General features: G+C 71.4%; 19 protein-coding genes. 16 read left to right on the top strand and 3 right to left on the bottom strand.

Features of this window, described 5'->3' with window-relative positions; genetic code table 11:
* Both NS184_RS10775 and NS184_RS10770 read right to left on the bottom strand, forming a co-directional pair.
* The coding region (locus NS184_RS10775) for a glycoside hydrolase family 2 protein (RefSeq protein ID WP_058726116.1) at positions 1-1,637 on the bottom strand (1,637 nt) is incomplete at its 3' end.
* Positions 1,638-1,707: 70 nt separating this feature from the next.
* Positions 1,708-2,163 (bottom strand): MaoC/PaaZ C-terminal domain-containing protein, encoded by a 456-nt coding sequence (locus NS184_RS10770; RefSeq protein WP_058726115.1) that lies wholly within the window; start codon positions 2,161-2,163, stop codon positions 1,708-1,710.
* Between the two features lie 61 nt (positions 2,164-2,224).
* Here NS184_RS10770 and NS184_RS10765 point away from each other — a divergent pair, with 61 nt between their 5' ends.
* On the top strand, positions 2,225-3,472 hold the full coding sequence (locus NS184_RS10765) for a phosphotransferase (protein WP_058726114.1): 1,248 nt from the start codon (positions 2,225-2,227) through the stop codon (positions 3,470-3,472).
* A gap of 157 nt (positions 3,473-3,629) precedes the next feature.
* Here the strand turns inward: NS184_RS10765 and NS184_RS10760 are convergent, their stop codons facing one another.
* On the bottom strand, positions 3,630-3,983 hold the full coding sequence (locus tag NS184_RS10760) for a DUF1844 domain-containing protein (RefSeq protein WP_058726113.1): 354 nt from the start codon (positions 3,981-3,983) through the stop codon (positions 3,630-3,632).
* 274 nt (positions 3,984-4,257) lie between these two features.
* Between NS184_RS10760 and infC the strand changes: the two genes are divergently transcribed.
* From infC to tyrS, 15 genes are all read left to right on the top strand, one after another.
* Entirely contained in the window at positions 4,258-4,920 is a 663-nt protein-coding gene (gene infC, locus NS184_RS10755) for a translation initiation factor IF-3 (protein ID WP_083513623.1), read from the top strand.
* Positions 4,921-4,983: 63 nt separating this feature from the next.
* Positions 4,984-5,178, top strand: a complete 195-nt coding sequence (gene rpmI / locus NS184_RS10750) for a 50S ribosomal protein L35 (protein WP_022903519.1) — start codon at positions 4,984-4,986, stop codon at positions 5,176-5,178.
* 27 nt (positions 5,179-5,205) lie between these two features.
* Positions 5,206-5,589, top strand: a complete 384-nt coding sequence (rplT, locus tag NS184_RS10745) for a 50S ribosomal protein L20 (RefSeq protein ID WP_058726112.1) — start codon at positions 5,206-5,208, stop codon at positions 5,587-5,589.
* A 74-nt stretch (positions 5,590-5,663) separates the two neighbouring features.
* Positions 5,664-6,599 (top strand): TrmH family RNA methyltransferase, encoded by a 936-nt coding sequence (locus tag NS184_RS10740; RefSeq protein ID WP_058726118.1) that lies wholly within the window; start codon positions 5,664-5,666, stop codon positions 6,597-6,599.
* A gap of 70 nt (positions 6,600-6,669) precedes the next feature.
* Positions 6,670-7,710, top strand: coding sequence for a phenylalanine--tRNA ligase subunit alpha (pheS, locus tag NS184_RS10735; RefSeq protein ID WP_058726111.1), 1,041 nt, complete (start codon positions 6,670-6,672; stop codon positions 7,708-7,710).
* Entirely contained in the window at positions 7,710-10,202 is a 2,493-nt protein-coding gene (gene pheT, locus NS184_RS10730; RefSeq protein WP_058726110.1) for a phenylalanine--tRNA ligase subunit beta, read from the top strand. The genes pheS and pheT overlap by 1 nt, the downstream gene beginning before the upstream one ends.
* A 72-nt stretch (positions 10,203-10,274) precedes the next feature.
* Complete coding sequence (locus NS184_RS10725) at positions 10,275-11,372, top strand: N-acetyl-gamma-glutamyl-phosphate reductase (RefSeq protein ID WP_058726109.1); 1,098 nt, start codon at positions 10,275-10,277, stop codon at positions 11,370-11,372.
* A complete protein-coding gene (gene argJ, locus NS184_RS10720) occupies positions 11,369-12,661 on the top strand; it encodes a bifunctional glutamate N-acetyltransferase/amino-acid acetyltransferase ArgJ (protein ID WP_275935026.1) in 1,293 nt (430 codons plus the stop codon). The genes NS184_RS10725 and argJ overlap by 4 nt, the downstream gene beginning before the upstream one ends.
* Positions 12,661-13,695: an acetylglutamate kinase gene (argB, locus tag NS184_RS10715; RefSeq protein ID WP_058726108.1), complete on the top strand. Its 1,035-nt coding sequence runs from the start codon at positions 12,661-12,663 to the stop codon at positions 13,693-13,695. Before argJ ends, argB begins: the two co-directional genes overlap by 1 nt.
* Positions 13,692-14,915: an acetylornithine transaminase gene (locus NS184_RS10710; protein WP_058726107.1), complete on the top strand. Its 1,224-nt coding sequence runs from the start codon at positions 13,692-13,694 to the stop codon at positions 14,913-14,915. Before argB ends, NS184_RS10710 begins: the two co-directional genes overlap by 4 nt.
* Positions 14,912-15,865, top strand: a complete 954-nt coding sequence (gene argF / locus NS184_RS10705) for an ornithine carbamoyltransferase (protein WP_058726106.1) — start codon at positions 14,912-14,914, stop codon at positions 15,863-15,865. The genes NS184_RS10710 and argF overlap by 4 nt, the downstream gene beginning before the upstream one ends.
* A 25-nt stretch (positions 15,866-15,890) precedes the next feature.
* A complete protein-coding gene (locus NS184_RS10700) occupies positions 15,891-17,087 on the top strand; it encodes an argininosuccinate synthase (protein ID WP_058726105.1) in 1,197 nt (398 codons plus the stop codon).
* Between the two features lie 106 nt (positions 17,088-17,193).
* Positions 17,194-18,642 carry an argininosuccinate lyase gene (gene argH / locus NS184_RS10695; RefSeq protein WP_058726104.1) on the top strand — a complete coding sequence of 483 codons (1,449 nt, stop codon included), beginning with the start codon at positions 17,194-17,196 and terminating at the stop codon, positions 18,640-18,642.
* A complete protein-coding gene (locus tag NS184_RS10690; RefSeq protein WP_058726103.1) occupies positions 18,639-19,319 on the top strand; it encodes a DNA-3-methyladenine glycosylase in 681 nt (226 codons plus the stop codon). Before argH ends, NS184_RS10690 begins: the two co-directional genes overlap by 4 nt.
* 100 nt (positions 19,320-19,419) lie before the next feature.
* Complete coding sequence (tyrS, locus tag NS184_RS10685; RefSeq protein WP_058726102.1) at positions 19,420-20,733, top strand: tyrosine--tRNA ligase; 1,314 nt, start codon at positions 19,420-19,422, stop codon at positions 20,731-20,733.
* Positions 20,734-21,127 lie beyond the last annotated feature (394 nt).

Genomic DNA, 21,127 nt, shown 5'->3' with positions numbered 1-21,127 from the left:
TGCACGCCGGGCTGGTAGTTCACGCCGCCGAACTCGGTGAGCATCACGGGCTGGCCCTCGTCGACCGCCCCGCCGACGAGGATCTGCCGATCAGCCGGACCCATCCCACGCAGCAGAGCCGTGCGGGCGACGTCGTCGGCGTAGGTCCGAGCCAGCACGGTGCCGTCGCCCTCGTAGTCGTGGACCGACAGGATGTCCGACGCGGGGTGCTCCCAACCGTCGTTCGAGATCACGGGGCGGGTGGGGTCGAGGGCTCGGGCCACGTCCGCGAGCGCACGCGCGTACGCCTGCTGCGCGGGGTCGTCGGCGATGTGCTGCACGCCCCAGCTCTCGTTCGCGGGGACCCAGGTCACGATCGACGGGTGCGAGGCGTCGCGTTCGACGGCGTCCATCCACTCCCGCACCAACCGCTGCACGGCGGTGGGGGAGAACGTGTAGGCCCCGGGCATCTCGCCCCAGACGAGCAGCCCGAGCTTGTCTGCCCACCACAGGAACCGCGGGTCCTCGACCTTCTGGTGGTTCCGCGCGGCGTTGAAGCCGAGTTCCTTGATGAGTTCGACCTCGCGGCGGAGGGCCTCCCGGGACGGCGCGGCCAGGTGGGAATCCGGCCAGTAGCCCTGGTTCAGGACGCTGCGGACGTCGTAGGAGTGCCCGTTGAGCAGGAACGCGCCCTGACCGACCGTCGTGGTGCGGACGCCGAAGTAGCTCGCGACTGCGTCGGTCGCCGCGCCGCCCGCGTCGAGCAGGGTGACCGTCGCGTCGACGAGCCGAGGGGTCTCGGGCGTCCACACGAGCTCGTCCTCGGCCTGCCCGTTCGTCTGCCGGGCGATCGGCACGACGACGTCGAACTCGGTGTCGATCGCGCTCGACCGGGCGACGTCACCGAGGGTCGACTCGACGGTCGCGAGGTGCTCGTCGCCCCACCACGCCGCGACGCGGAGGCGCTCGCCGCCTGGTCGGGTGCCCGCGAGCCGGACGGACAGTCGGAGCGTGGCGTGGTCGACGTTCGTCCACCGCAGGGCCGCGATCGACACGGTCGGCACGGCCTCGAGCCAGACGGTCTGCCAGATGCCCGTGGTCCGGCGGTACCAGATGGCGTGCGGCTCCTCGTGCCAGTCCTGCTTGCCGCGCGGTTGCGTCAGGTCGTGCGGGTCGTCCTCGGCGCGCACGACGACGGTGTGCTCGGCGTCGGGGTCGGCCGTCAGCACCTCGGTGACGTCGAAGGCGAACGGGGTGTGGCCACCCTCGTGCTCGCCGACGAACTGCCCGTCGATCCAGACCCGTGCCCGGTGGTCGACGGCGCCGAAGTGGAGCACCAGCCGCGGCTGCTCGGGGGAGTACCCGGCGGCGGTGAGGTCGGCGCGGGTGAGTCGGCGCGAGTACCAGACCACGGGGTGGAAGCCCGGTTCGTCGATCCCGGATGCGACCGACTCCGGCGGGAACGGCACGGTGATGTCCCGTGCGTCCGGGAAGCCCGAGCGCCAGGCGGGGTCGTCGCCGTCGTTCCGGAAGGACCACGTGCCGTCGAGGTCGGCCCAGGCGGGGCGGAGGAGCTGCGGCCGCGGGTACGTCCCGTCCTGCTCGGTCGCGACGGGGAGGGCGGTGGGGGCGGCGTCGTTGCCGGCGATCGTGCTCATGCCCCCATGCTGGACCCACACCTACATCGTTGTAAAGGGTTGTTGCACCGAACCGGCACGGGGCCGCTCGTCACGCGATCGCGGCGTCCCGCGTCAGCACCATGACGTCCATCCGCCCCTGCTGGACGACCTCGCCGTGCTGGTTGCGGAGCGACACCGCGCGCTCGACGACGCCCGTCGTCCCCGAGCTCGTCAGCCGCTTCGAGAGGATCTCCACCGTGCACGTCACGGTGTCGCCGATGAACACCGGAGCGGTGAAGCGCCACTGGTCGATCCCGAGCAGCGCGACCGCCGAGCCCTCGAAGACCCCCGTGCGCGCGATCAGGCCGAGGCAGAGCGACGTGCCGAGCAGCCCGTGCACGACGCGCTGGCCGTAGCGGGTGCGGGCCGCGAACTCGACGTCGGTGTGCACCTGGTTGTTGTCGTTCGTCCACGAGGCGAACGACACGACGTCGGCCTCCGTGATCGTCCGACCGGGGGTGGTGAAGGTCTGTCCGGCGGCGAGGTCCTCGAGGTAGTGCGGCACCCCGCCATCCTCGCACCGGCGTCCCCCACCTCCCCAGCGCCGGGCGCGTAGCCTCCGCGGCATGAGCGACGCTCCCTCCGACCACGACCTCGCACCGTGGGTCGCCGCACAGCGCTGGTACGCCGCCAAGGGAGGCGCGGGCCCGACGCTCCGCACGCTGTCCACCGACGACGACACCCGCCTCGTCCTCGACGACGCCGCGACGGGCGCCGTCCTCTACCAGGCGCCCGTGGTGGTCCGCGACGACACCCTCACCGACGCCACGGCCGACCTCGAGTGGGTCCGCGGCCTCGCCGCCCGGATCGACGGGGGCCCCGAGTCGCTCCGGCCGATCGGCACCGTGACCGCCGCGCGCGTGCTCTCCGGTGAGCAGTCGAACACCTCCGTCATCTGCGACACCGAGTCCGGCGCGCAGGTCATCGTCAAGGTGTTCCGCGTGCTGCACCACGGCGACAACCCCGACGTCACCACGCAGCTCGCACTTTCGGCGGCCGGCAGCACCCGGGTTCCGGCGGTCTACGGAGCGCTCCGCGGCAGCTGGCCCGACTCCGGTCGACCGGACGGCACCGCCACCGGCCACCTCGCCGTCGCCCAGGAGTTCCTCCCCGGGACCCGCGACGCCTGGCGTGTGGCACTCGACGACGCCCGCGCCGGTGTCGCCTTCGCCGACGACGCGACGCGGCTCGGATCGGCGCTCGCCGAGGTGCACCGGACGCTCGCTGAGGTCCTGCCGACGACGCCCGCGACGGACGACCGTCGTCGTGCCGCCCTCGCCACGATGGACGCCCGCCTCGCCGCGGCCGAACGGGAGGCACCCGCGATCGCCGAGCACGCCGACGCCGTGCGTGCCGTGTACGCCCGGGTGGCCGAGACGTCGTGGCCGGATCTCCAGCGCGTCCACGGGGACCTGCACCTCGGACAGGTGCTCGCAGTGCCGGGCGACCGGGGGTGGGTGTTCCTCGACTTCGAGGGCGAACCCCTCCGTCCGCTCGCCGAGCGCTCGGTGCCCGACGTCCCCCTGCGCGACGTCGCGGGCATGCTGCGGTCGTTCGACTACGTGGCCGGGGCGCTCGCCCGTGACGCGGACCCGATCGACTCCGGCGACTGGGCGCACGAGGCCCGGAGCGCGTTCCTGACTGGCTACGAGCAGGGGACCGGCGGCGACCTCCGCGCCCACCGTGAGGTCCTCGACGCCTTCGAGCTCGACAAGGCCGTCTACGAGGTCGTCTACGAGAGCCGCAACCGGCCGGACTGGGTCGGCATCCCCCTGGCGGCCGTCGCGCGGCTGGCCGCGCGCAGCTCTGGCTGACGGATCTGCGCGCGCAGCGCTGGCTGACGGGTCTGCGTGCGCAGCGCTGGCCGACGCACCCGGATGCGCGTGCGCAGCGCTGGCTGACGCGCCCACCTGACGGCCGGGAGGCCCGTGGCGACGCCGCCCCGGGCCTCCCGGCCGTCGTCGGGTCCGGTCAGTTGACGGGGCCGGTGTACTTCTCGCCGGGGCCCTTGCCCGGGGCGTCCGGGATCGAGGAGGCCTCGCGGAACGCCAGCTGCACCGACCGGAGTCCGTCGCGCAGCGGGCGGGCGTGGTGGTCGCCGATCTCCGTCGCGGCGGCGGTGACGAGCCCGGCGAGGGCGGTGATGAGCTTCCGGGCCTCGTCGAGGTCGGTCTGCTCCTGCGGGTCGTCCGCGAGCCCGACCTTCACGGCCGCGGCGCTGAGCAGGTGCACCGCAACGGTGTTGATGAGCTCGACGGCCGGCACCTCCGCGATGTCACGCGCCTCGTCGGCTCCGGTGGGCTCGTTCGGCGGGGTGTCGGTCACGGTGCTCCTCTGCTAGACTCTGTCGCGGCAGATGCTGTCCGTGCGCCCTCGGGGGCTCGAACAACGTCTTGCGAAAGAGGAGTCTCTCCCACCCGCGGCTGTGCACCACCAGGCTACCGGGTCCCCATCGCTCCGCCGGGCTCAGCACCACGAGCACGGCAGGTCCTCCCGCAAGGGACGACGTCGGGCGGTGCAACGGGTTCCGATCCGTGCGTCAGACCTCCTCTCTCGTGCCGGCGTCCAGGGCAGCAGCCTCGGACGGCCATCCACTTGATTGAAGGAGCTCCGCATTCCCGATCCCCGTACCAACGACCGAATCCGCGTTCCCGAGGTCCGACTCGTCGGCCCCCAGGGTGAGCAGGTCGGCGTTGTCCCGATCGCCATGGCCCTGCGTCTCGCGCAGGAAGCCGAACTGGATCTGGTCGAGGTCGCCCCGAACTCGAAGCCGCCCGTGGCCAAGATCATGGACTACGGCAAGTTCAAGTACGAGGCTGCGCAGAAGGCCAAGGAGGCTCGTCGCAACCAGGTGAACACGGACCTCAAGGAGGTCCGCTTCCGCCTGAAGATCGACAAGCACGACTACGAGACCAAGCGCAAGCGCGCCGAGGGCTTCCTCCTCGGCGGCGACAAGGTGAAGGCGATGATCCTCTTCCGCGGCCGCGAGCAGTCGCGTCCGGAGCAGGGTGTCCGACTCCTCCAGCGCTTCGCCGAGGAGATCGCCGAGTTCGGCGTCGTCGAGTCGCGTCCGACCCAGGACGGCCGCAACATGACGATGATCATCGCTCCGCTGAAGAACAAGTCCGACGTCAAGGGCGAGCAGAACGCGAAGCGTGCTGCGCAGAAGGCCGAGCGTCGCGCGTCGGAGCACGCTGCCAAGACCGGCGAGGAATCCTCCGCCGCGCCGGGCTCGACGCAGCAGGCCGCCCCGGCCGAGTAGGTCCCCGCGACCGATCCCGCAACGCTGCGGCCCCCCAACCCCATCCCACGGAAAGGCACCTCCATGCCCAAGCAGAAGACCCACTCCGGGTCGAAGAAGCGCTTCAAGGTCACCGGCAGCGGCAAGATCATGAAGCAGCAGGCCGGTATGCGTCACAACCTCGAGGTCAAGAGCGCCAAGCGCAAGGCCCGCCTCAACGAGGACCAGGTCCTCGCGAAGGCCGACGCGAAGAACGTCAAGAAGCTTCTCGGCCACTGAGCCGGCGGAACGTAAAGGAATAGATCAATGGCACGAGTAAAGAGGGCGGTCAACGCCGCCAAGAAGCGCCGCGTCGTTCTCGAGCGCGCCGAGGGCTACCGCGGTCAGCGTTCGCGTCTGTACCGCAAGGCCAAGGAGCAGGTCACCCACTCCCTCGTCTACGCGTACCGCGACCGTCACGCCAAGAAGGGCGAGTTCCGTCGCCTCTGGATCCAGCGCATCAACGCTGCGTCGCGTGCGAACGGCCTCACCTACAACCGCCTCATCCAGGGTCTGAACCTGGCCGGCGTCGAGGTCGACCGTCGCATCCTCGCGGACCTCGCGGTGAACAACCCCGACACGTTCGCGGCGCTCGTCGAGACCGCCAAGAAGGCCCTGCCGGCCGACACCTCGGCCCCGAAGGCCGCGTAGTCACGCCAGCTGCACCACGGAGCCCCCGTCCCGTCCGCGGAACGGGGGCTCCGTGCGTTCCTAGACTGGTGCCCGTGAGCGATCTCCTCGAGAACCCCAAGGCCGGCCGTGTGCGCGCCGTCGCAGCGCTGGCCAAGAAGGACGTCCGCGCCGACACCGGGCTGTTCCTGCTCGAGGGGCCGCAGGCCGTCCGGGAAGCGCTCGAGTACCGCCCGGAGCTCCTCCGCGAGCTCTACGTGACGCCGACCGCGGCCGCGCGCTACGCGCTCGACGACGCGCCGGTGGACACGTGGTTCGTGACGGAGCAGGTCCTCGACACGATGGCGGACACGGTCACGCCGCAGGGCGTCGTCGCGGTCTGCCAGCAGTTCCCGACGTCGGTGCGGTCGGTCTTCCCGGATCCGGGTGCAGACGGCCTGGAGGCTCGTGGCGACTCGGGTGCAGACGGCCTGGAGGCTCGTGGCGACTCCGGTTCGGACGGCCTGGAGGCTCGTGGCGACTCCGGTGCGGAGGGCTCGCTCCCCGGGCTGGTCGCGATCCTCGAGCAGGTGCGTGATCCCGGCAACGCCGGCACGATCATCCGCGCCGCCGACTCCGCCGGCGCCGACGCGGTCGTCCTCACCGGTCGCTCGGTGGACCCGTACAACCCGAAGGTCGTCCGCTCGACCACGGGCTCGCTGTTCCACGTGCCGGTCTCGGTCGGGGTGACGCTCGACGACGCGGTCGCGCGGGCGAAGGCCCTCGGCTACACGGTGCTCGCAGCCGACGTCTCGGGCGACGACCTCCCGGAGGTCCGCGCGGACGGGATGCTCGACGGGCCGACGGCGTGGGTCTTCGGCAACGAGGCCCGTGGGCTGACCGACGAGGACCTCGCGCTCGTCGACCGCGCGGTCAAGGTGCCGATCTACGGGCAGGCGGAGTCGATGAACCTCGCCACCGCGGCCTCCGTGTGCCTGTACGAGAGCGCGTTCGCGCAGCGGGCCGCGGCTCGTTCCTCCACAGCCGACTGACCCCGGGGCCCCTCCACCGTCCGACGGGTACAGGACGGCGGTATCCCATCGGCCGGTAGGCTTGGGCCTCGTGTCAGAACACCTCGAGATCAGCGAACCGGCCGTCGGTGCCGCCGTGGACGCCGCCCTCGCGGCCGTCCGGGCCACGACGACCGTCGCCGAGCTGAAGCAGGCCAGGGCCGAGCACACCGGTGAGCAGTCGCCGTTGGCGCGGATGAACGCGTCGATGCGCAGCGTGCCGCCGGAGCAGAAGGCCGCGGCGGGAAAGCTCGTCGGCCAGGCTCGCGGCCGCGTCAACCAGGCGATCGCCGAGCAGGAGTCCGTCCTGGCCGAGGCCGAGGAGCGCGCACGGCTCGAGTCCGAGCGGGTCGACGTCACGGCGCTGCCGTCGCGGCGCACGCCGGGTTCGCGTCACCCGCTGTCGCTCCTGAACGACGCCGTCGCGGACATCTTCGTCGGCATGGGGTGGGAGGTGGCAGAAGGCCCCGAGCTCGAGCACGAGTGGTTCAACTTCGACGCCCTGAACTTCGACCAGGACCACCCGGCCCGGGCGATGGCCGACACCGTCTTCGTCGAGCCCGTCGACCGGCACCTGCTCATGCGGACGCACACGTCGCCCGTGCAGGTCCGCTCCCTGCTCTCCCGCGACCTGCCGCTGTACGTCATCGCACCCGGGCGTGTGTACCGCGCCGACGAGCTCGACGCGACGCACCTGCCGGTCTTCACCCAGGTCGAGGGCATCGCGATCGACAAGGGCCTGACGATGGCGCACCTGCGCGGCACGCTCGAGCACTTCGCCCGGCAGATGTTCGGCGCCGAGGCGCAGATCCGTCTCCGTCCGAACTACTTCCCGTTCACCGAGCCCAGCGCCGAGATGGACGTGTGGCAGCCGAACGCCAAGGGGGGCGCTCGGTGGGTCGAGTGGGGTGGCTGCGGCATGGTGAACCCGAACGTGCTCCGTGCCGCCGGCATCGACCCGGACGAGTACCAGGGCTTCGCGTTCGGCATGGGCATCGAGCGGACGCTGCAGTTCCGCAACGGCCTGAACGACATGCGTGACTTCCTCGAGGGCGACATCCGCTTCTCGCAGCAGTTCGGAACGGTGGTCTGATGCGCGTCCCACTCCGTTGGCTCGGTGAGTCGGTCGACCTCCCCGAAGACGCCACCCTCGAGCACGTCCACGCGGCGCTCGTGTCGGTGGGCTTCGAGGAAGAGGACGTCCACACCTACGACCTGACCGGCCCGATCGTGGTCGGCCGGGTGCTGTCGCTCGAGCCGGAGCCGCAGAAGAACGGCAAGACGATCAACTGGTGCCAGGTGGACGTCGGCGAGCCCGATCCCCGCGGCATCGTGTGCGGCGCCCACAACTTCGTCGCCGGTGACCTCGTCGTGGTGACCCTGCCCGGTGCCGTGCTGCCCGGGCCGTTCCCGATCGCCGCCCGCAAGACGTACGGCCACGTGTCCGACGGCATGATCGCGTCCGCGCGCGAGCTCGGACTCGGTGACGAGCACGACGGCATCCTGCGCTTCGCCGACCTCGGGATGGAGCCCGAGGTCGGCGCGGACGCCATCGCCCTGCTCGGCCTCGACGACGCCGCTGTCGAGATCAACGTCACGCCGGACCGCGGCTACGCGATGAGCATGCGCGGTGTCGCCCGCGAGTACGCGCACGCCACGGGTGCCTCGTTCCACGACCCGGTCGACCGGGTGCCGCCCCGCACCGCCGAGGGCTTCCCCGTCACGATCGCAGACCAGGCCCCGATCCGCGGCCGCCAGGGTGCGACGACGTTCGTGACCCGGGTCGTCCGCGGCATCGACCCGACCGTGAAGACACCGGCGTGGATGGTGTCGCGCCTCGCGCTGGCCGGCGTCCGCTCGATCTCGCTCCCGGTCGACATCACCAACTACGTCATGTTCGAGCTCGGCCAGCCGCTGCACGGGTACGACCTCGCGAAGGTCGTCGACGGCCTCGGCGTCCGGCGTGCGCAGGCAGGAGAGACCCTCGTCACGCTCGACGACGTCACGCGGACGCTCGATCCGGAAGACCTCGTCATCACCGACGGCGACGGCCCGGTCGGCCTCGCCGGCGTGATGGGCGGTGCCGGCACGGAGATCTCGGCCTCGACCACCGACGTCCTCATCGAGGCCGCCGTGTTCGACCAGGTCTCGATCGCCCGGACGGCTCGTCGCCACAAGCTCCCGAGCGAGGCGTCCCGTCGGTTCGAGCGCGGTGTCGACCCGCTCGTGTCCGAGGCGGCGGCCAACCGCGCCGTGGAGCTCCTCGTCGAACTCGCCGGGGGAACCGCCGATCCGCTCGGCTCGACCCTCGTCGACACGACGCCCCGACCGACCATCGCCATGCGGATCGGACGCCCGGCCGAGCTGATCGGGGTCGAGTACACCGACGCCGAGGTCATCGACACGCTCCGTGCGATCGGCGCCACGGTCGAGGTCGACGGCGAACTGCTCTCGGTCACCCCGCCCACCTGGCGCCCGGACCTCGGCGACGACACCACGCTGGTCGAGGAGATCGCCCGGATCGTCGGTTACGGCCGCATCCCGAGCGTCCTCCCCGTCGCCCCGCCCGGCCGCGGGCTCACCGGCCACCAGCAGGCCCGTCGTCGGGTCGCGAACGCCCTCGCCGCCGCCGGCCTGGTCGAGGTCGTCACCGCGCCGTTCGTCTCGGCCGCCACGCAGGACGCCTACCCCGGCATCGACGGCGACGGCGGTCCGAGCGTCGTGCTCGCGAACGCCCTGGACAGCGAGCAGAACCGTCTCCGACGCAGCGGCCTGCCGGCGCTCGTCGACGTCGCGCGGCGCAACGTGTCGCGTGGCCTCGTCGACGTCGCGGTCTACGAGACGTCGCGCGTCTTCCTCCCGATCGACGGACACGAGCTCGGCACTGCCGACGTCCCCGCGGGCGCCGCCCTGCCGGACCGTGAGACCCTCGCCGCCCTCGACGCCTCCCTGCCTGCGCAGCCGTTCCACGTCTCCGCGCTCCTCACGGGCAACCGGGTCCCGAAGCAGCCGGGCACCGCAGCGGAGCCGTACGGGATCGCCGATGCGCTCGACGCGGCTCGCGAGGTCGCCTGGGCGGTCGGCGTCGACCTGACCGTGGCGCAGTCGACCCACCCGTCGCTGCACCCTGGCCGGACGGCATCGCTCCTCGTCGGTGGCACCGTCGTCGGCGTCGCGGGCGAGCTGTTGCCGGAGCTGAGCGAGGCCGCGGTGTTGCCCCGCGTGGTCGCCGTGCTCGAGCTCGACCTCGACGCCCTCGTCGCGGCGGCACCGGAACTCGTGTCGGTCGCCCCGATCGAGTCGTACCCGGCGGCGACGCAGGACCTCTCGCTCGTGGTCGACGCGGACGTCGCGGCGAGTGACGTCCTCGACGCCGTCCGCTCTGGTGCCGGCGAGCTGTTGGAGTATGCTCGCCTCGTGGACGACTACCGGGGCACCGGCGTGAGCGAGGGACAGAAGTCCCTGACGTTCGCGCTGCGCTTCCGCGCCACGGACCGCACGCTGACCGCTGCCGAGGCCTCCGAGGCCCGTGACGGCGCTGTCCGACGTGCCGGCGAGCGATTCGGGGCGACCCTGCGCGACTGATCCACAGGATCACCGCCCGGGGCCGCCGCCTCCGACTCTCTCGACGACCAGTCCGACCTAAGGTGGAATCCCATGTCCGTATCCGTCGCCGTGGCGGGAGCCTCCGGCTACGCGGGCGGTGAGCTCCTGCGCGTGCTCTCCGCCCACCCCGAGTTCGACGTCAGGACGGTGACGGCGTTCTCGAATGCCGGACAGCCGCTCATCGCCACGCAGCCGCACCTCCGCTCGTTGGCGCACCTGACGCTCGTGGAGACGACGGCCGAGAACCTCCGCGGACACGACGTGGTGTTCCTCGCTCTGCCGCACGGGCAGTCCGGGGCGATCACCGCCGAGCTCGACCACGACACCCTCGTGGTCGACTGCGGCGCTGATCACCGGCTGACGGACCCGGCTGCGTGGGAGGCCTTCTACGGCGGCGACTGGTTCGGCGCCTGGACGTACGGGCTGCCGGAACTCCTGCACGCGGCTCCCGCGCCGGGCTCGGCCGAGGAGTGGCGTGACGAGGACGACATCGCCGCCCAGGGCCGGCAGCGCACGGAGCTGGCCGGCACGAAGCGGATCGCGGTCCCGGGGTGCAACGTCACCGCGGTGACGCTCGGGATCCAGCCGGGCATCCAGGCCGGGCTCGTCGAGTCGGACGACATCGTCGCGGTGCTCGCCGTCGGGCCGAGCGGTGCCGGCAAGAAGCTCGCCACGACGTACCTCGCGTCCGAGATCATGGGGTCCGCGAGCGCCTACCAGGTCGGTGGGAAGCACCGGCACATCCCGGAGATCCAGCAGAACCTGCAGGTCGCCGGCGCCTCGGACGTGACGATCTCCTTCACCCCGGTGCTCGTCCCGATGTCGCGGGGGATCCTCGCGACGACGACCGCCAAGCTCGCGCCGGGGGTCAGCGCCCGCGACGTGCGGCTGGCATGGGAGCAGGCGTACGCGGACGAGCCGTTCGTGCACCTGCTGCCCGAGGGCGAGTTCCCCCGCGCCGCCGACACGGTCGGAGCGAACACGTGCTTGGTCGGCATCGCCGTCGACGAGGCCGCTGGACGCGTCGTCGCAGTGAGCGCGCTCGACAACCTCGCGAAGGGCACCGCCGGGGCAGCGGTCCAGTCCACCAACATCGCCCTGGGCTTCCCCGAGACCCTCGGCCTCAGCGTGGACGGAGTCGCACCGTGACCGACACGAACCAGCCCGACACGAACCAGCCCGACCCGGACCAGCCCGAAACGAACCAGCCCGAAACGAACCAGCCCGACCCGGACCAGCGTGCCGGAGCCGAGCAGGGCCTCCAGGCAGGAGCGACCGGACAGGGCGTCACCGCGGCCCGGGGCTTCCGCGCCGCCGGTGTGACCGCCGGTCTCAAGACGAGCGGCAAGCCGGACGTGGCGCTCGTCGTCAACGAGGGGCCCGAGGCGGCGGTCGCCGCCGTCTTCACGAGCAACCGCGCCCAGGCGCACCCCGTCATCTGGTCGCGCCAGGTGGTCGGTGACGGCGTCGCCCGTGCGGTCGTCCTCAACTCGGGAGGCGCGAACTGCTTCACGGGTCCGTTCGGCTTCCAGACCACCCACCTCACGGCCGAGGCGGTGGCCGACTCCCTCGGCATCGGTGCGGGGGACGTCGTCGTCTGCTCGACCGGCCTCATCGGCGTCGGTGACCAGACCTTCCGCGACAACGTCCTGAGGGGCGTCGGCCTCGCGTCCGCGGCGCTGTCCCCGACGGGTGGGCACGACGCGGCGACGGCGATCATGACGACCGACACGAAGCCGAAGCAGTCCGTCGTGACCGAGGACGGCTGGACGGTCGGTGGCATGGCGAAGGGCGCGGGCATGCTCGCACCCGGCCTCGCGACGATGCTCGTCGTCATCACCACCGATGCCCTGCTGCCCGCCGACGAACTCGACCAGGCGCTCCGCGCGGCCACTCGCGTGACCTTCGACCGTGTCGACTCGGACGGCTGCATGTCGACCAACGACACCGTGGTCCTGATGTCCTCCGGTGCGAGCGGGACCACTCCGGAGGTCGGCGACTTCCAGGAGGCCCTGACGGCGGTCTGCGCCGACCTCGCGAAGCAGCTGCAGCAGGACGCCGAGGGCGCGAGCCACGACATCGCGATCGAGGTCGTCGGCGCTGCGAGCGAGGACGACGCCGTCGTCGTCGGCCGGAGCGTCGCGCGGAACAACCTCTTCAAGGCCGCCGTGTTCGGCAACGACCCCAACTGGGGCCGGGTGCTCGCGGCCATCGGCACGACCGATGCCGACTTCGACCCGTACGCGGTCGACGTGAGCATGAACGGTGTCCGGGTCTGTCACGCAGGCGCGCCGGACGAGCCGAGCGACTCCGTCGACCTGACCGGCCGGGAGACCCACGTGCTCATCGACCTCGGGGTGGGGCCGCACGCGGCGACGATCCTGACGAACGACCTGACACACGACTACGTCCACGAGAACAGCGCGTACTCCAGCTGATGAGCGACCACGACCTCACCAAGGAAGAAGAGCACGAGCTCGCCGCCGTCAAGGCCGCGACGCTCATCGAGTCCCTGCCCTGGCTGAAGCGGTTCTCGGGCAAGGTCGTCGTCGTCAAGTTCGGCGGCAACGCGATGATCAACGAGGACCTCAAGCGGGCGTTCGCCGAGGACATGGTGTACCTGCGTTACGCGGGGTTGCACCCGGTCGTCGTGCACGGCGGCGGGCCGCAGATCTCAGCAGCGCTCAAGGAGCAGGGCATCGAGTCCGAGTTCCGCGGCGGCTACCGCGTGACCACCACCGAGGCGATCACCGTCGTCCGTGACGTCCTGGCCGGCGAGGTCAACCGCGAGATCGTCGATCTGGTGAACGAGCACGGCGAAGGCCTCGCGGTCGGTGTCTTCGGGGACGGCGGCTCGCTGTTCACGGGCGAGAAGAAGGGCGTCGTCGTCGACGGCGAGCACTTCGACCTCGGTCACGTGGGCGACATCACGCACGTCGACCCGTCCGGAGTCCTCGCCGCGATCGAGGCCGGCCGGATCCCGGTCGTCTCGAGCATCGCGATCGACGACGCACACCCGGACCAGGCGCTCAACGTGAACGCCGACGCCGCCGCCGGCGCGCTCGCGATCGCGCTCAAGGCCGCGAAGCTGATGATGCTGACCGACGTGCCGGGCCTGTACCGGAACTGGCCGGACCGCGACTCCATCGTCGACCTCATCGCGGTCGAGGAGCTCCGGGAGCTCCTGCCGTCACTCGAGTCGGGGATGATCCCGAAGATGACCGCGTGCCTCGACGCCGTGGTCGGCGGCGTCGGCGGGGCGACGATCATCGACGGCCGCATCCCGCACTCGATCCTGCTCGAGGTCTTCACGCTCCGCGGTGCGGGCACCGAGGTGATCCCGGACCCGAGCCGACGCACCGAGAACCAGATGACCCACGCGGAGATCGGCCGCCGCGTCGCATCACCGTCGATCGACAGCAGCACCGGCCAGCACGTGGCCGGCGTGACCGAGAAGGGACAGCAGCAGTGAGCACCGAGACGCAGACCCAGACCTGGAACGACCGGTTCGGGGCGTCGCTCATGCGATCCCTGACCCCGCCGAAGGTCATGCTCGAGCGCGGGAAGGGGTGCCGGGTGTGGGACGTCGACGGCAACGAGTACCTCGACTTCCTCGCCGGCATCGCAGTGAACTCGCTCGGGCACGCACACCCCGCGCTCGTCGAGGCCGTCGCCGACCAGGCCGCGAAGCTCGTGCACGTCTCGAACTACTTCGCGACGCCGCCGCAGCTCGAACTCGCCGAGCGTCTGAAGCGCATCACGGGTGCCGGCGACGCCGGTCGCGTGTACTTCGGCAACTCCGGGGCCGAAGCGAACGAGGCCGCGTTCAAGCTCGCTCGCCTGAACAGGGGCGCGGACGGGACCAAGACCCGGATCCTCGCCCTGAAGCAGGGGTTCCACGGCCGCACCATGGGCGCGCTCGCCCTCACCGGCAAGCCCGCGCTGCAGGAGGACTTCCTGCCGATGGTCCCGGGCGTCGAGCACGTCGACTCCACGGTCGAGGCACTCGAGTCGGCGTTCGACGACCACGTCGCGGCGCTCATCCTCGAGCCGATCAAGGGCGAGGCCGGTGTGGTGGACCTGCCCGAGGGGTTCCTGCTCGCCGCGCGCCGCCTGACCGAGGAGCACGGCGCGCTGCTCATCCTCGACGAGATCCAGACCGGGGTCGGGCGCACGGGCAACTGGTTCACCTACCAGGGGCACGGCTTCACGCCGGACGCCATCACCATCGCGAAGGGCATCGCCGGTGGCTTCCCGATCGGCGCGCTCGTCACGTTCGGCTGGGCGTCGGACCTCTTCTCGGCCGGCCAGCACGGGTCGACGTTCGGTGGCAACCCGCTCGGCACCCGGGTCGCGAACGCCGTCCTCGAGGAGATCGAGCGCGCGGACCTCGTCGCCGGTGCGGTGACGAAGGGCGAGCGGATCCGCGCGGGCATCGCGTCGATCGGTTCGCCGCTCGTCCAGGAGGTCCGTGGCACCGGCCTGCTCATCGGCGTCGGCCTGACCGGTCCGTTCGGGCCCGCCGTCAACCAGGCCGCGCTCGACCGTGGCCTCATCATCAACGCCCCGAACGAGTCGAGTCTGCGCATCGCGCCGCCCCTCGTCGTGTCCGACGCCGAGATCGACGAGTTCGTGTCGATCCTCGCTGACAGCCTCGCGGCCGTGGCCGCCGAGCAGGAGTCCAACGCATGACCCGCCACTTCCTCCGCGACGACGACCTGAGCCAGGCCGAACAGTCCGCGATCCTCGACCTCGCGGCGCAGATGAAGGCCGACCGCTGGGGTGCGAAGCCCCTCGCTGGGCCGCAGTCCGTGGCGGTCATCTTCGACAAGTCCTCCACCCGCACGCGCGTGTCGTTCCACGTGGGCATCTCCGACCTCGGCGGCAGCCCGCTCGTCATCACGACGGCGAACAGCCAGCTCGGCGGCAAGGAGACCCCGTCCGACACGGCGCGCGTGCTCGAGCGCATGGTGTCCGCGATCGTCTGGCGCACGTACGCCCAGTCCGGTCTCGAGGAGATGGCCGACGGCACCCGTGTCCCCGTGGTGAACGCCCTGTCGGACGACTTCCACCCGTGCCAGCTCCTCGCCGACCTCCTCACCATCCGCGAGCACCGAGGCACGCTCGCGGGCCAGACCGTGGCGTTCGTCGGTGACGGGGCGAGCAACATGGCGCAGTCGTACCTGCTGGCCGGGGCGACCGCGGGCATGCACGTCCGCGTGGCCGCGCCGGAGTCCTTCGCGCCCGCAGCGTCGGTCGTGTCGGACGCCGAGCAGCGCGCCGCGGTCACGGGCGGCTCCGTCCTCGTGGTCACCGACCCGGTCGCTGCCGTCGCCGGCGCGGACGTCGTCGTCACCGACACCTGGGTCTCGATGGGCAAGGAGGACGAGAAGCAGGCGCGGCTCGACACCTTCGCCGGCTACCGCGTGGACGACGAGCTGATGGCGCACGCCGCCGACGACGCCGTCTTCATGCACTGCCTGCCGGCCGACCGCGGCTTCGAGGTCACGGCCGAGGTCATCGACGGCCCGCGCAGCATCATCTGGGACGAGGCGGAGAACCGCCTCCACGCCCAGAAGGCACTCCTCGCCTGGCTCCTGGCCGCGAACAGGGCCGAAGCGGCCGCGGCCCCCACCAACTGACACCCCCACCCCAAGGAGAAACCACATGGCAGACCGCGTCGTACTGGCGTACTCCGGAGGCCTCGACACCTCCGTCGGCATCGGCTGGCTCAAGGACGCAACCGGCAAGGACGTCGTCGCGCTGGCGGTCGACGTCGGCCAGGGCGGCGAGGACATGGACGCCATCCGTCAGCGCGCGCTCGACTGCGGCGCTGTGGAGTCGGTCGTCGTCGACGCGAAGGACGAGTTCGCCGACGACTACCTGGTGCCCGCCCTCAAGGCGAACGCGCTGTACCAGAAGCGCTACCCGCTCGTGTCCGCGCTGAGCCGCCCGCTCATCGCGAAGCACCTCGCGCTCACGGCGAAGCAGCTCGGTGCCGACAGCGTCGCGCACGGCTGCACCGGCAAGGGCAACGACCAGGTCCGCTTCGAGGCCGCCGTCGCCGCGATCGCCCCCGACCTGACGAGCGTCGCGCCCGTCCGTGACCTCGCGCTCACCCGCGACAAGGCGATCGTCTACGCGAACGAGCACAACCTGCCGATCGAGCAGTCGAAGAAGTCGCCGTACTCGGTCGACCAGAACGTCTGGGGCCGCGCGGTCGAGACCGGGTTCCTCGAGGACCCGTGGAACGCCCCCATCGAGGACCTCTACTCGTACACGCAGGACCCCTCGGTCCCTCGTGACGCCGACGAGGTCACGATCACGTTCGAACAGGGCGTCCCGGTCGCGATCGACGGCCAGCGCTTCAGCGTCCTCCGCATCGTCCAGGAGCTCAACGCGCTCGCCGGCAAGCACGGCGTCGGCCGCATCGACGTCGTCGAGGACCGCCTCGTCGGCATCAAGTCCCGCGAGGTCTACGAGGCCCCCGCGGCGATGGCGCTCATCGCCGCGCACGAGGAGCTCGAGAGCCTGACGCTCGAGCGCGACGTGAACCGCTACAAGCGCGGCATCGAGTCCGAGTGGGCCGACCTGGTCTACGACGGCCTCTGGTTCGGCGGCCTGAAGCGCAGCCTGGACGCCTTCATCGACCACACCCAGCAGCACGTGTCGGGCGACATCCGCCTGCAGCTGCACGGCGGTCGTGCGACGGTCACGGGCCGCAAGTCGGAGCAGAGCCTCTACGACTTCGACCTCGCGACCTACGACACCGGCGACACGTTCGACCAGTCCCTCTCGAAGGGCTTCATCGAGCTGTGGTCGCTGCCGTCGAAGATCTCGGCCCGGCGCGACGCCGCCAACTAGCCGACCCCGGTGGGGCGGGACCGGCCGGTCCCGCCCCACCACCGGCCTGGAGGCTCGACACGCCTCCGCCTCGCCGCTCCACCGCCGACACCACCAGCAGGACGACATGACCGATGCAGCCCCGCACGCCAAGACCGACGCCACGAACACGGGCGCCCTCTGGGGCGGCCGCTTCGCGGACGGCCCGAGCGCCGAGCTGGCAGCACTCTCGAAGTCGACACACTTCGACTGGCAGCTCGCGCCGTACGACATCGCCGGTTCGCGTGCCCACGCCCGAGCCCTGCAGGCCGCGGGCTACCTGACCGAGGACGAGCTGGAGCGCATGCTCGCCGGTCTCGACCGCCTTGCCGACGCGCACGCGACGGGCGAGTTGCAGCCCGACGACTCCGACGAGGACGTGCACGGTGCACTCGAGCGCCTGCTCATCGCCGACCTCGGCCCGGAACTCGGTGGGAAGCTCCGCGCCGGCCGGAGCCGCAACGACCAGATCGCCACGCTCGGCCGCATGCACATGCTCGACCACGGTCGCCGCATCGGCCACCTCGTGATCGACCTCGTCGACGCGCTCAGCCAACAGGCGAACGAGCACCCCGGGGCGATCATGCCCGGTCGCACCCACCTGCAGCACGCGCAGCCGGTCCTCCTCGCACACCACCTGCTCGCCCACGCCTGGCCGCTCGTGCGCGACCTCGAGCGGCTCCGCGACTGGTCGGCCCGCGCGAGCGTCAGCCCGTACGGTGCCGGCGCCCTCGCCGGCAGTTCACTCGGGCTCGACCCGACAGCGATCGCCCACGAGCTCGGCTTCGCCCGGCCCGCCGAGAACTCGATCGACGCGACCGCCGGCCGTGACGTGGTGGCGGAGTTCGCCTTCGTCCTCGCCCAGATCGGGATCGACGTCTCGCGCCTGGCGGAGGAGGTCATCCTCTGGAACACGAAGGAGTTCGGCTTCGTCCGGCTCCACGACGCGTTCTCGACCGGGTCGAGCATCATGCCGCAGAAGAAGAACCCGGACGTCGCCGAACTCGCGCGGGGCAAGTCCGGCCGACTGCTCGGCAACCTCACGGGCCTGCTCGCGACGTTCAAGGGCCTGCCGCTGGCGTACAACCGCGACCTGCAGGAGGACAAGGAGCCCGTCTTCGACTCGGTCGAGCAGCTCGAGGTCCTGCTCCCGGCGTTCACGGGCATGATCGCGACGCTGACCTTCGACACCGACCGGATGGCGGAGCTCGCGCCGCAGGGCTTCTCGCTCGCGACCGACGTGGCCGAGTGGCTCGTCCGTCAGGGTGTGCCCTTCCGTGACGCCCACGAGGTCTCGGGCGCCCTCGTCCGCCACTGCGAGGAGCGCGGCATCGAGCTCGACGAGCCGACGGACGACGAGTACCGCGCGGTGTCGGAGCACCTCACCCCGGAGGTCCGCTCGGTCCTCACGATCGAGGGCAGTGTGGCATCCCGCGCCGGCGCCGGCGGCACCGCGCCGGACCGGGTCGCGGAGCAGCTCACGTCCCTGACCCAGCGCGTCCGCGAACTGGCGGAGGGCGCCCCCTTCACCCGATGACCGACGCGTTGCGGTCGTTGCTCGCCGAGCCCGCTCCGATCTCCGCCCCGGCGCTGCTCGGCGCGACGATCACCGGACGCGGCGTCGCGATCCGCGTCACGGAGGTCGAGGCCTACCACGGCCCGACGGACCCGGGCTCCCACGGCCACCGCGGGATGACCGAGCGCAACCGCCACCTCTTCGGTCCACCGGGCACGCTGTACGCCTACCGCTCGTACGGCATCCACACGTGCGTCAACGTCGTCAGCGGCCCCGAGGGCACGTCAGCCGGATCGCTCCTCCGGGGCGGCGAGGTCGTCGCGGGGAGGGACACCGCCCGCGAACGCCGTGGACCGCGTCCCGCCGACGTCGCACTCGCCCGCGGACCGGGCAACCTCGGCGTCGCGCTCGGCGCCGTCCTCGGAACGGACGACGGCACCTCCGTGCTCGACGGGTCCGGTCCGTTCGTGCTCACCCTGGCGCCCGGCCTGGAGGCACGGCTCGCCTCCGCCCCGCCGGCCGCGGTCGTCGACGACCTCCTCGCGGAGACGGACGCCGCAGGCGTGCCGCGCATCTCGCGTGGACCGCGCACCGGCGTCGGCGGCATCGCCGGCGGCGCGAGCTTCCCCTGGCGCTTCTGGCTGACCGGCGACCCCACGGTCTCGACGTACCGACGGCACAAGGGTGCCTTCGACTGATCCCCACCGGCACGGCCGTCCCGCCGCTGGCGCGTCGCGACGGAACCGGCGGCGTGGGCCCGTGACCCGCACCGCGCCTCCCGGCCGGTACGATCGTCGGGTGCCCAGTGATACCGCGCTCGATGTCCTGACGCGCCAGCAGAACGACCCCACCTTCGCCTCGGTGTGGGACGAACTGCGCTGGCGTGGTCTGGTGCACGTCTCGACCGACGAGACGGCACTCAAGGAGGCCCTCGACGGCGAGCCGATCACGTACTACTGCGGCTTCGACCCGACCGCGCCGTCGTTGCACTGTGGCAACCTGCTGCAGCTGCTGACCCTGCGGCGGATCCAGTTGGCCGGTCACAAGCCGCTCGCGCTCGTGGGCGGTTCGACGGGCCTGATCGGTGATCCGCGACCGACCGCCGAGCGCACGCTGAACACCCCGGAGACCGTCGCCGACTGGGTCGAGCGCCTGCGCGCCCAGGTGTCGCGGTTCCTCAGCCCGGACGGCGACAACGGGGTCCGCCTGGTGAACAACCTCGACTGGACCGCGCCGCTCTCGGCGATCGACTTCCTGCGCGACATCGGCAAGTACTTCCGCGTCAACTCGATGCTCAAGAAGGACGCCGTCGCCGCGCGCCTGAACTCGGATGCGGGGATCAGCTACACCGAGTTCAGCTACCAGATCCTCCAGGGCCTCGACTACCGCGAGCTCTTCCGGCAGTACGGCTGCACGCTGCAGACCGGTGGGTCCGACCAGTGGGGGAACCTGACCTCGGGAACGGAGTTGATCCGGCGCACCGAGGGTGCCACGGTGCACGCGCTCGGGACGCCCCTGATCGTGAACTCGGACGGCACGAAGTTCGGCAAGAGCGAGGGCAACGCGATCTGGCTCGACCCGGAGATGACGTCGCCGTACGCGTTCTACCAGTTCTGGCTCAACACCTCGGACGCCGACGTGGTCGAGCGTCTCCGCCAGTTCACGTTCCTGTCGCGGGCCGAGATCGAGCGGCTCGAGCGGGCCGTCGCCGAGGAACCCTTCCGCCGTGAGGCCCAGCGCACCCTCGCGTTCGAGGTGACCGCGGTGGTGCACGGGACCGATGCGACCCAGGCCGCGATCGACGCCGCTGCGGCCCTGTTCGGCAACGGCGACCTGAGCACGCTCGACGAGCACACCCTCCGGTCCGCGATCGCCGAGCTCCCCGGGTCGACGACGTTGCCCGGCGACGCCGACGTCGCGCGCGCCCTCGTCGAGACCGGGCTGGTGAAGTCGCTCGGCGAAGCACGTCGCTCGGTCGACCAGGGTGGCGTGTACGTGAACAACGCCCGGGCGGAGGACGCGGCCGCGCGCCTGTCGGACCTCGCGCTCCCCGGTGGAGTGCTCGTGGTCCGTCGTGGCAAGAAGACCCTCGCAGGTGTGTCGATCGGCTGATCGGCTCCGCTCGTCGACGCCCGGTTCCCCCTGTGGGAGCCGGGCGTCGCTGTGTTCCAGGAGCCCTGTTGCAGAACGCGACACGCCCGGGAAGTGCGGTCGGTTGGCGCTCCCCCCGGTCCGCACGTAGAGTTCTTACTCGTCACCCCAAAGGTGCGGCGGAGCGGCTGGAGCGAGAGCCCAGAGCCTGCCGGCCCTCAAGCGGGACCATCCTCCACTGAAGTTCAGAACCGGCCTTGCGCTGGATCGCTTCGACGCCTAGGATGACTACTCCACCGGTTCTCTCCCGACAGGGATGAGCCACTGGGCCTTCCAGCCCGACGACACACCGGTGGTCGAACCAAGAACGAAAGCCTCTCTGGCGGAACCCTTCACGGGGTCGAGTGGGGAGTGC

It is taken from the genome of Curtobacterium luteum (genome assembly GCF_001475545.1).
Classification (GTDB): Bacteria; Actinomycetota; Actinomycetes; order Actinomycetales; family Microbacteriaceae; genus Curtobacterium; species Curtobacterium luteum_A.
Note: the sequence above shows the minus strand (reverse complement) of the source record. Positions and strands in the feature narration are given on the sequence as shown.

Bases quoted from the DNA above. Each gene is read 5' to 3' on its own strand.
- NS184_RS10765 (WP_058726114.1), top strand. From the start codon at position 2,225: ATGAGCGACGCTCCCTCCGACCACGACCTCGCACCGTGGGTCGCCGCA.
- argB (WP_058726108.1), top strand. From the start codon at position 12,661: ATGAGCGACCACGACCTCACCAAGGAAGAAGAGCACGAGCTCGCCGCC.
- pheT (WP_058726110.1), top strand. From the start codon at position 7,710: ATGCGCGTCCCACTCCGTTGGCTCGGTGAGTCGGTCGACCTCCCCGAA.
- argH (WP_058726104.1), top strand. From the start codon at position 17,194: ATGACCGATGCAGCCCCGCACGCCAAGACCGACGCCACGAACACGGGC.
- argF (WP_058726106.1), top strand. From the start codon at position 14,912: ATGACCCGCCACTTCCTCCGCGACGACGACCTGAGCCAGGCCGAACAG.
- rpmI (WP_022903519.1), top strand. From the start codon at position 4,984: ATGCCCAAGCAGAAGACCCACTCCGGGTCGAAGAAGCGCTTCAAGGTC.
- NS184_RS10725 (WP_058726109.1), top strand. From the start codon at position 10,275: ATGTCCGTATCCGTCGCCGTGGCGGGAGCCTCCGGCTACGCGGGCGGT.
- rplT (WP_058726112.1), top strand. From the start codon at position 5,206: ATGGCACGAGTAAAGAGGGCGGTCAACGCCGCCAAGAAGCGCCGCGTC.
- NS184_RS10690 (WP_058726103.1), top strand. From the start codon at position 18,639: ATGACCGACGCGTTGCGGTCGTTGCTCGCCGAGCCCGCTCCGATCTCC.
- NS184_RS10700 (WP_058726105.1), top strand. From the start codon at position 15,891: ATGGCAGACCGCGTCGTACTGGCGTACTCCGGAGGCCTCGACACCTCC.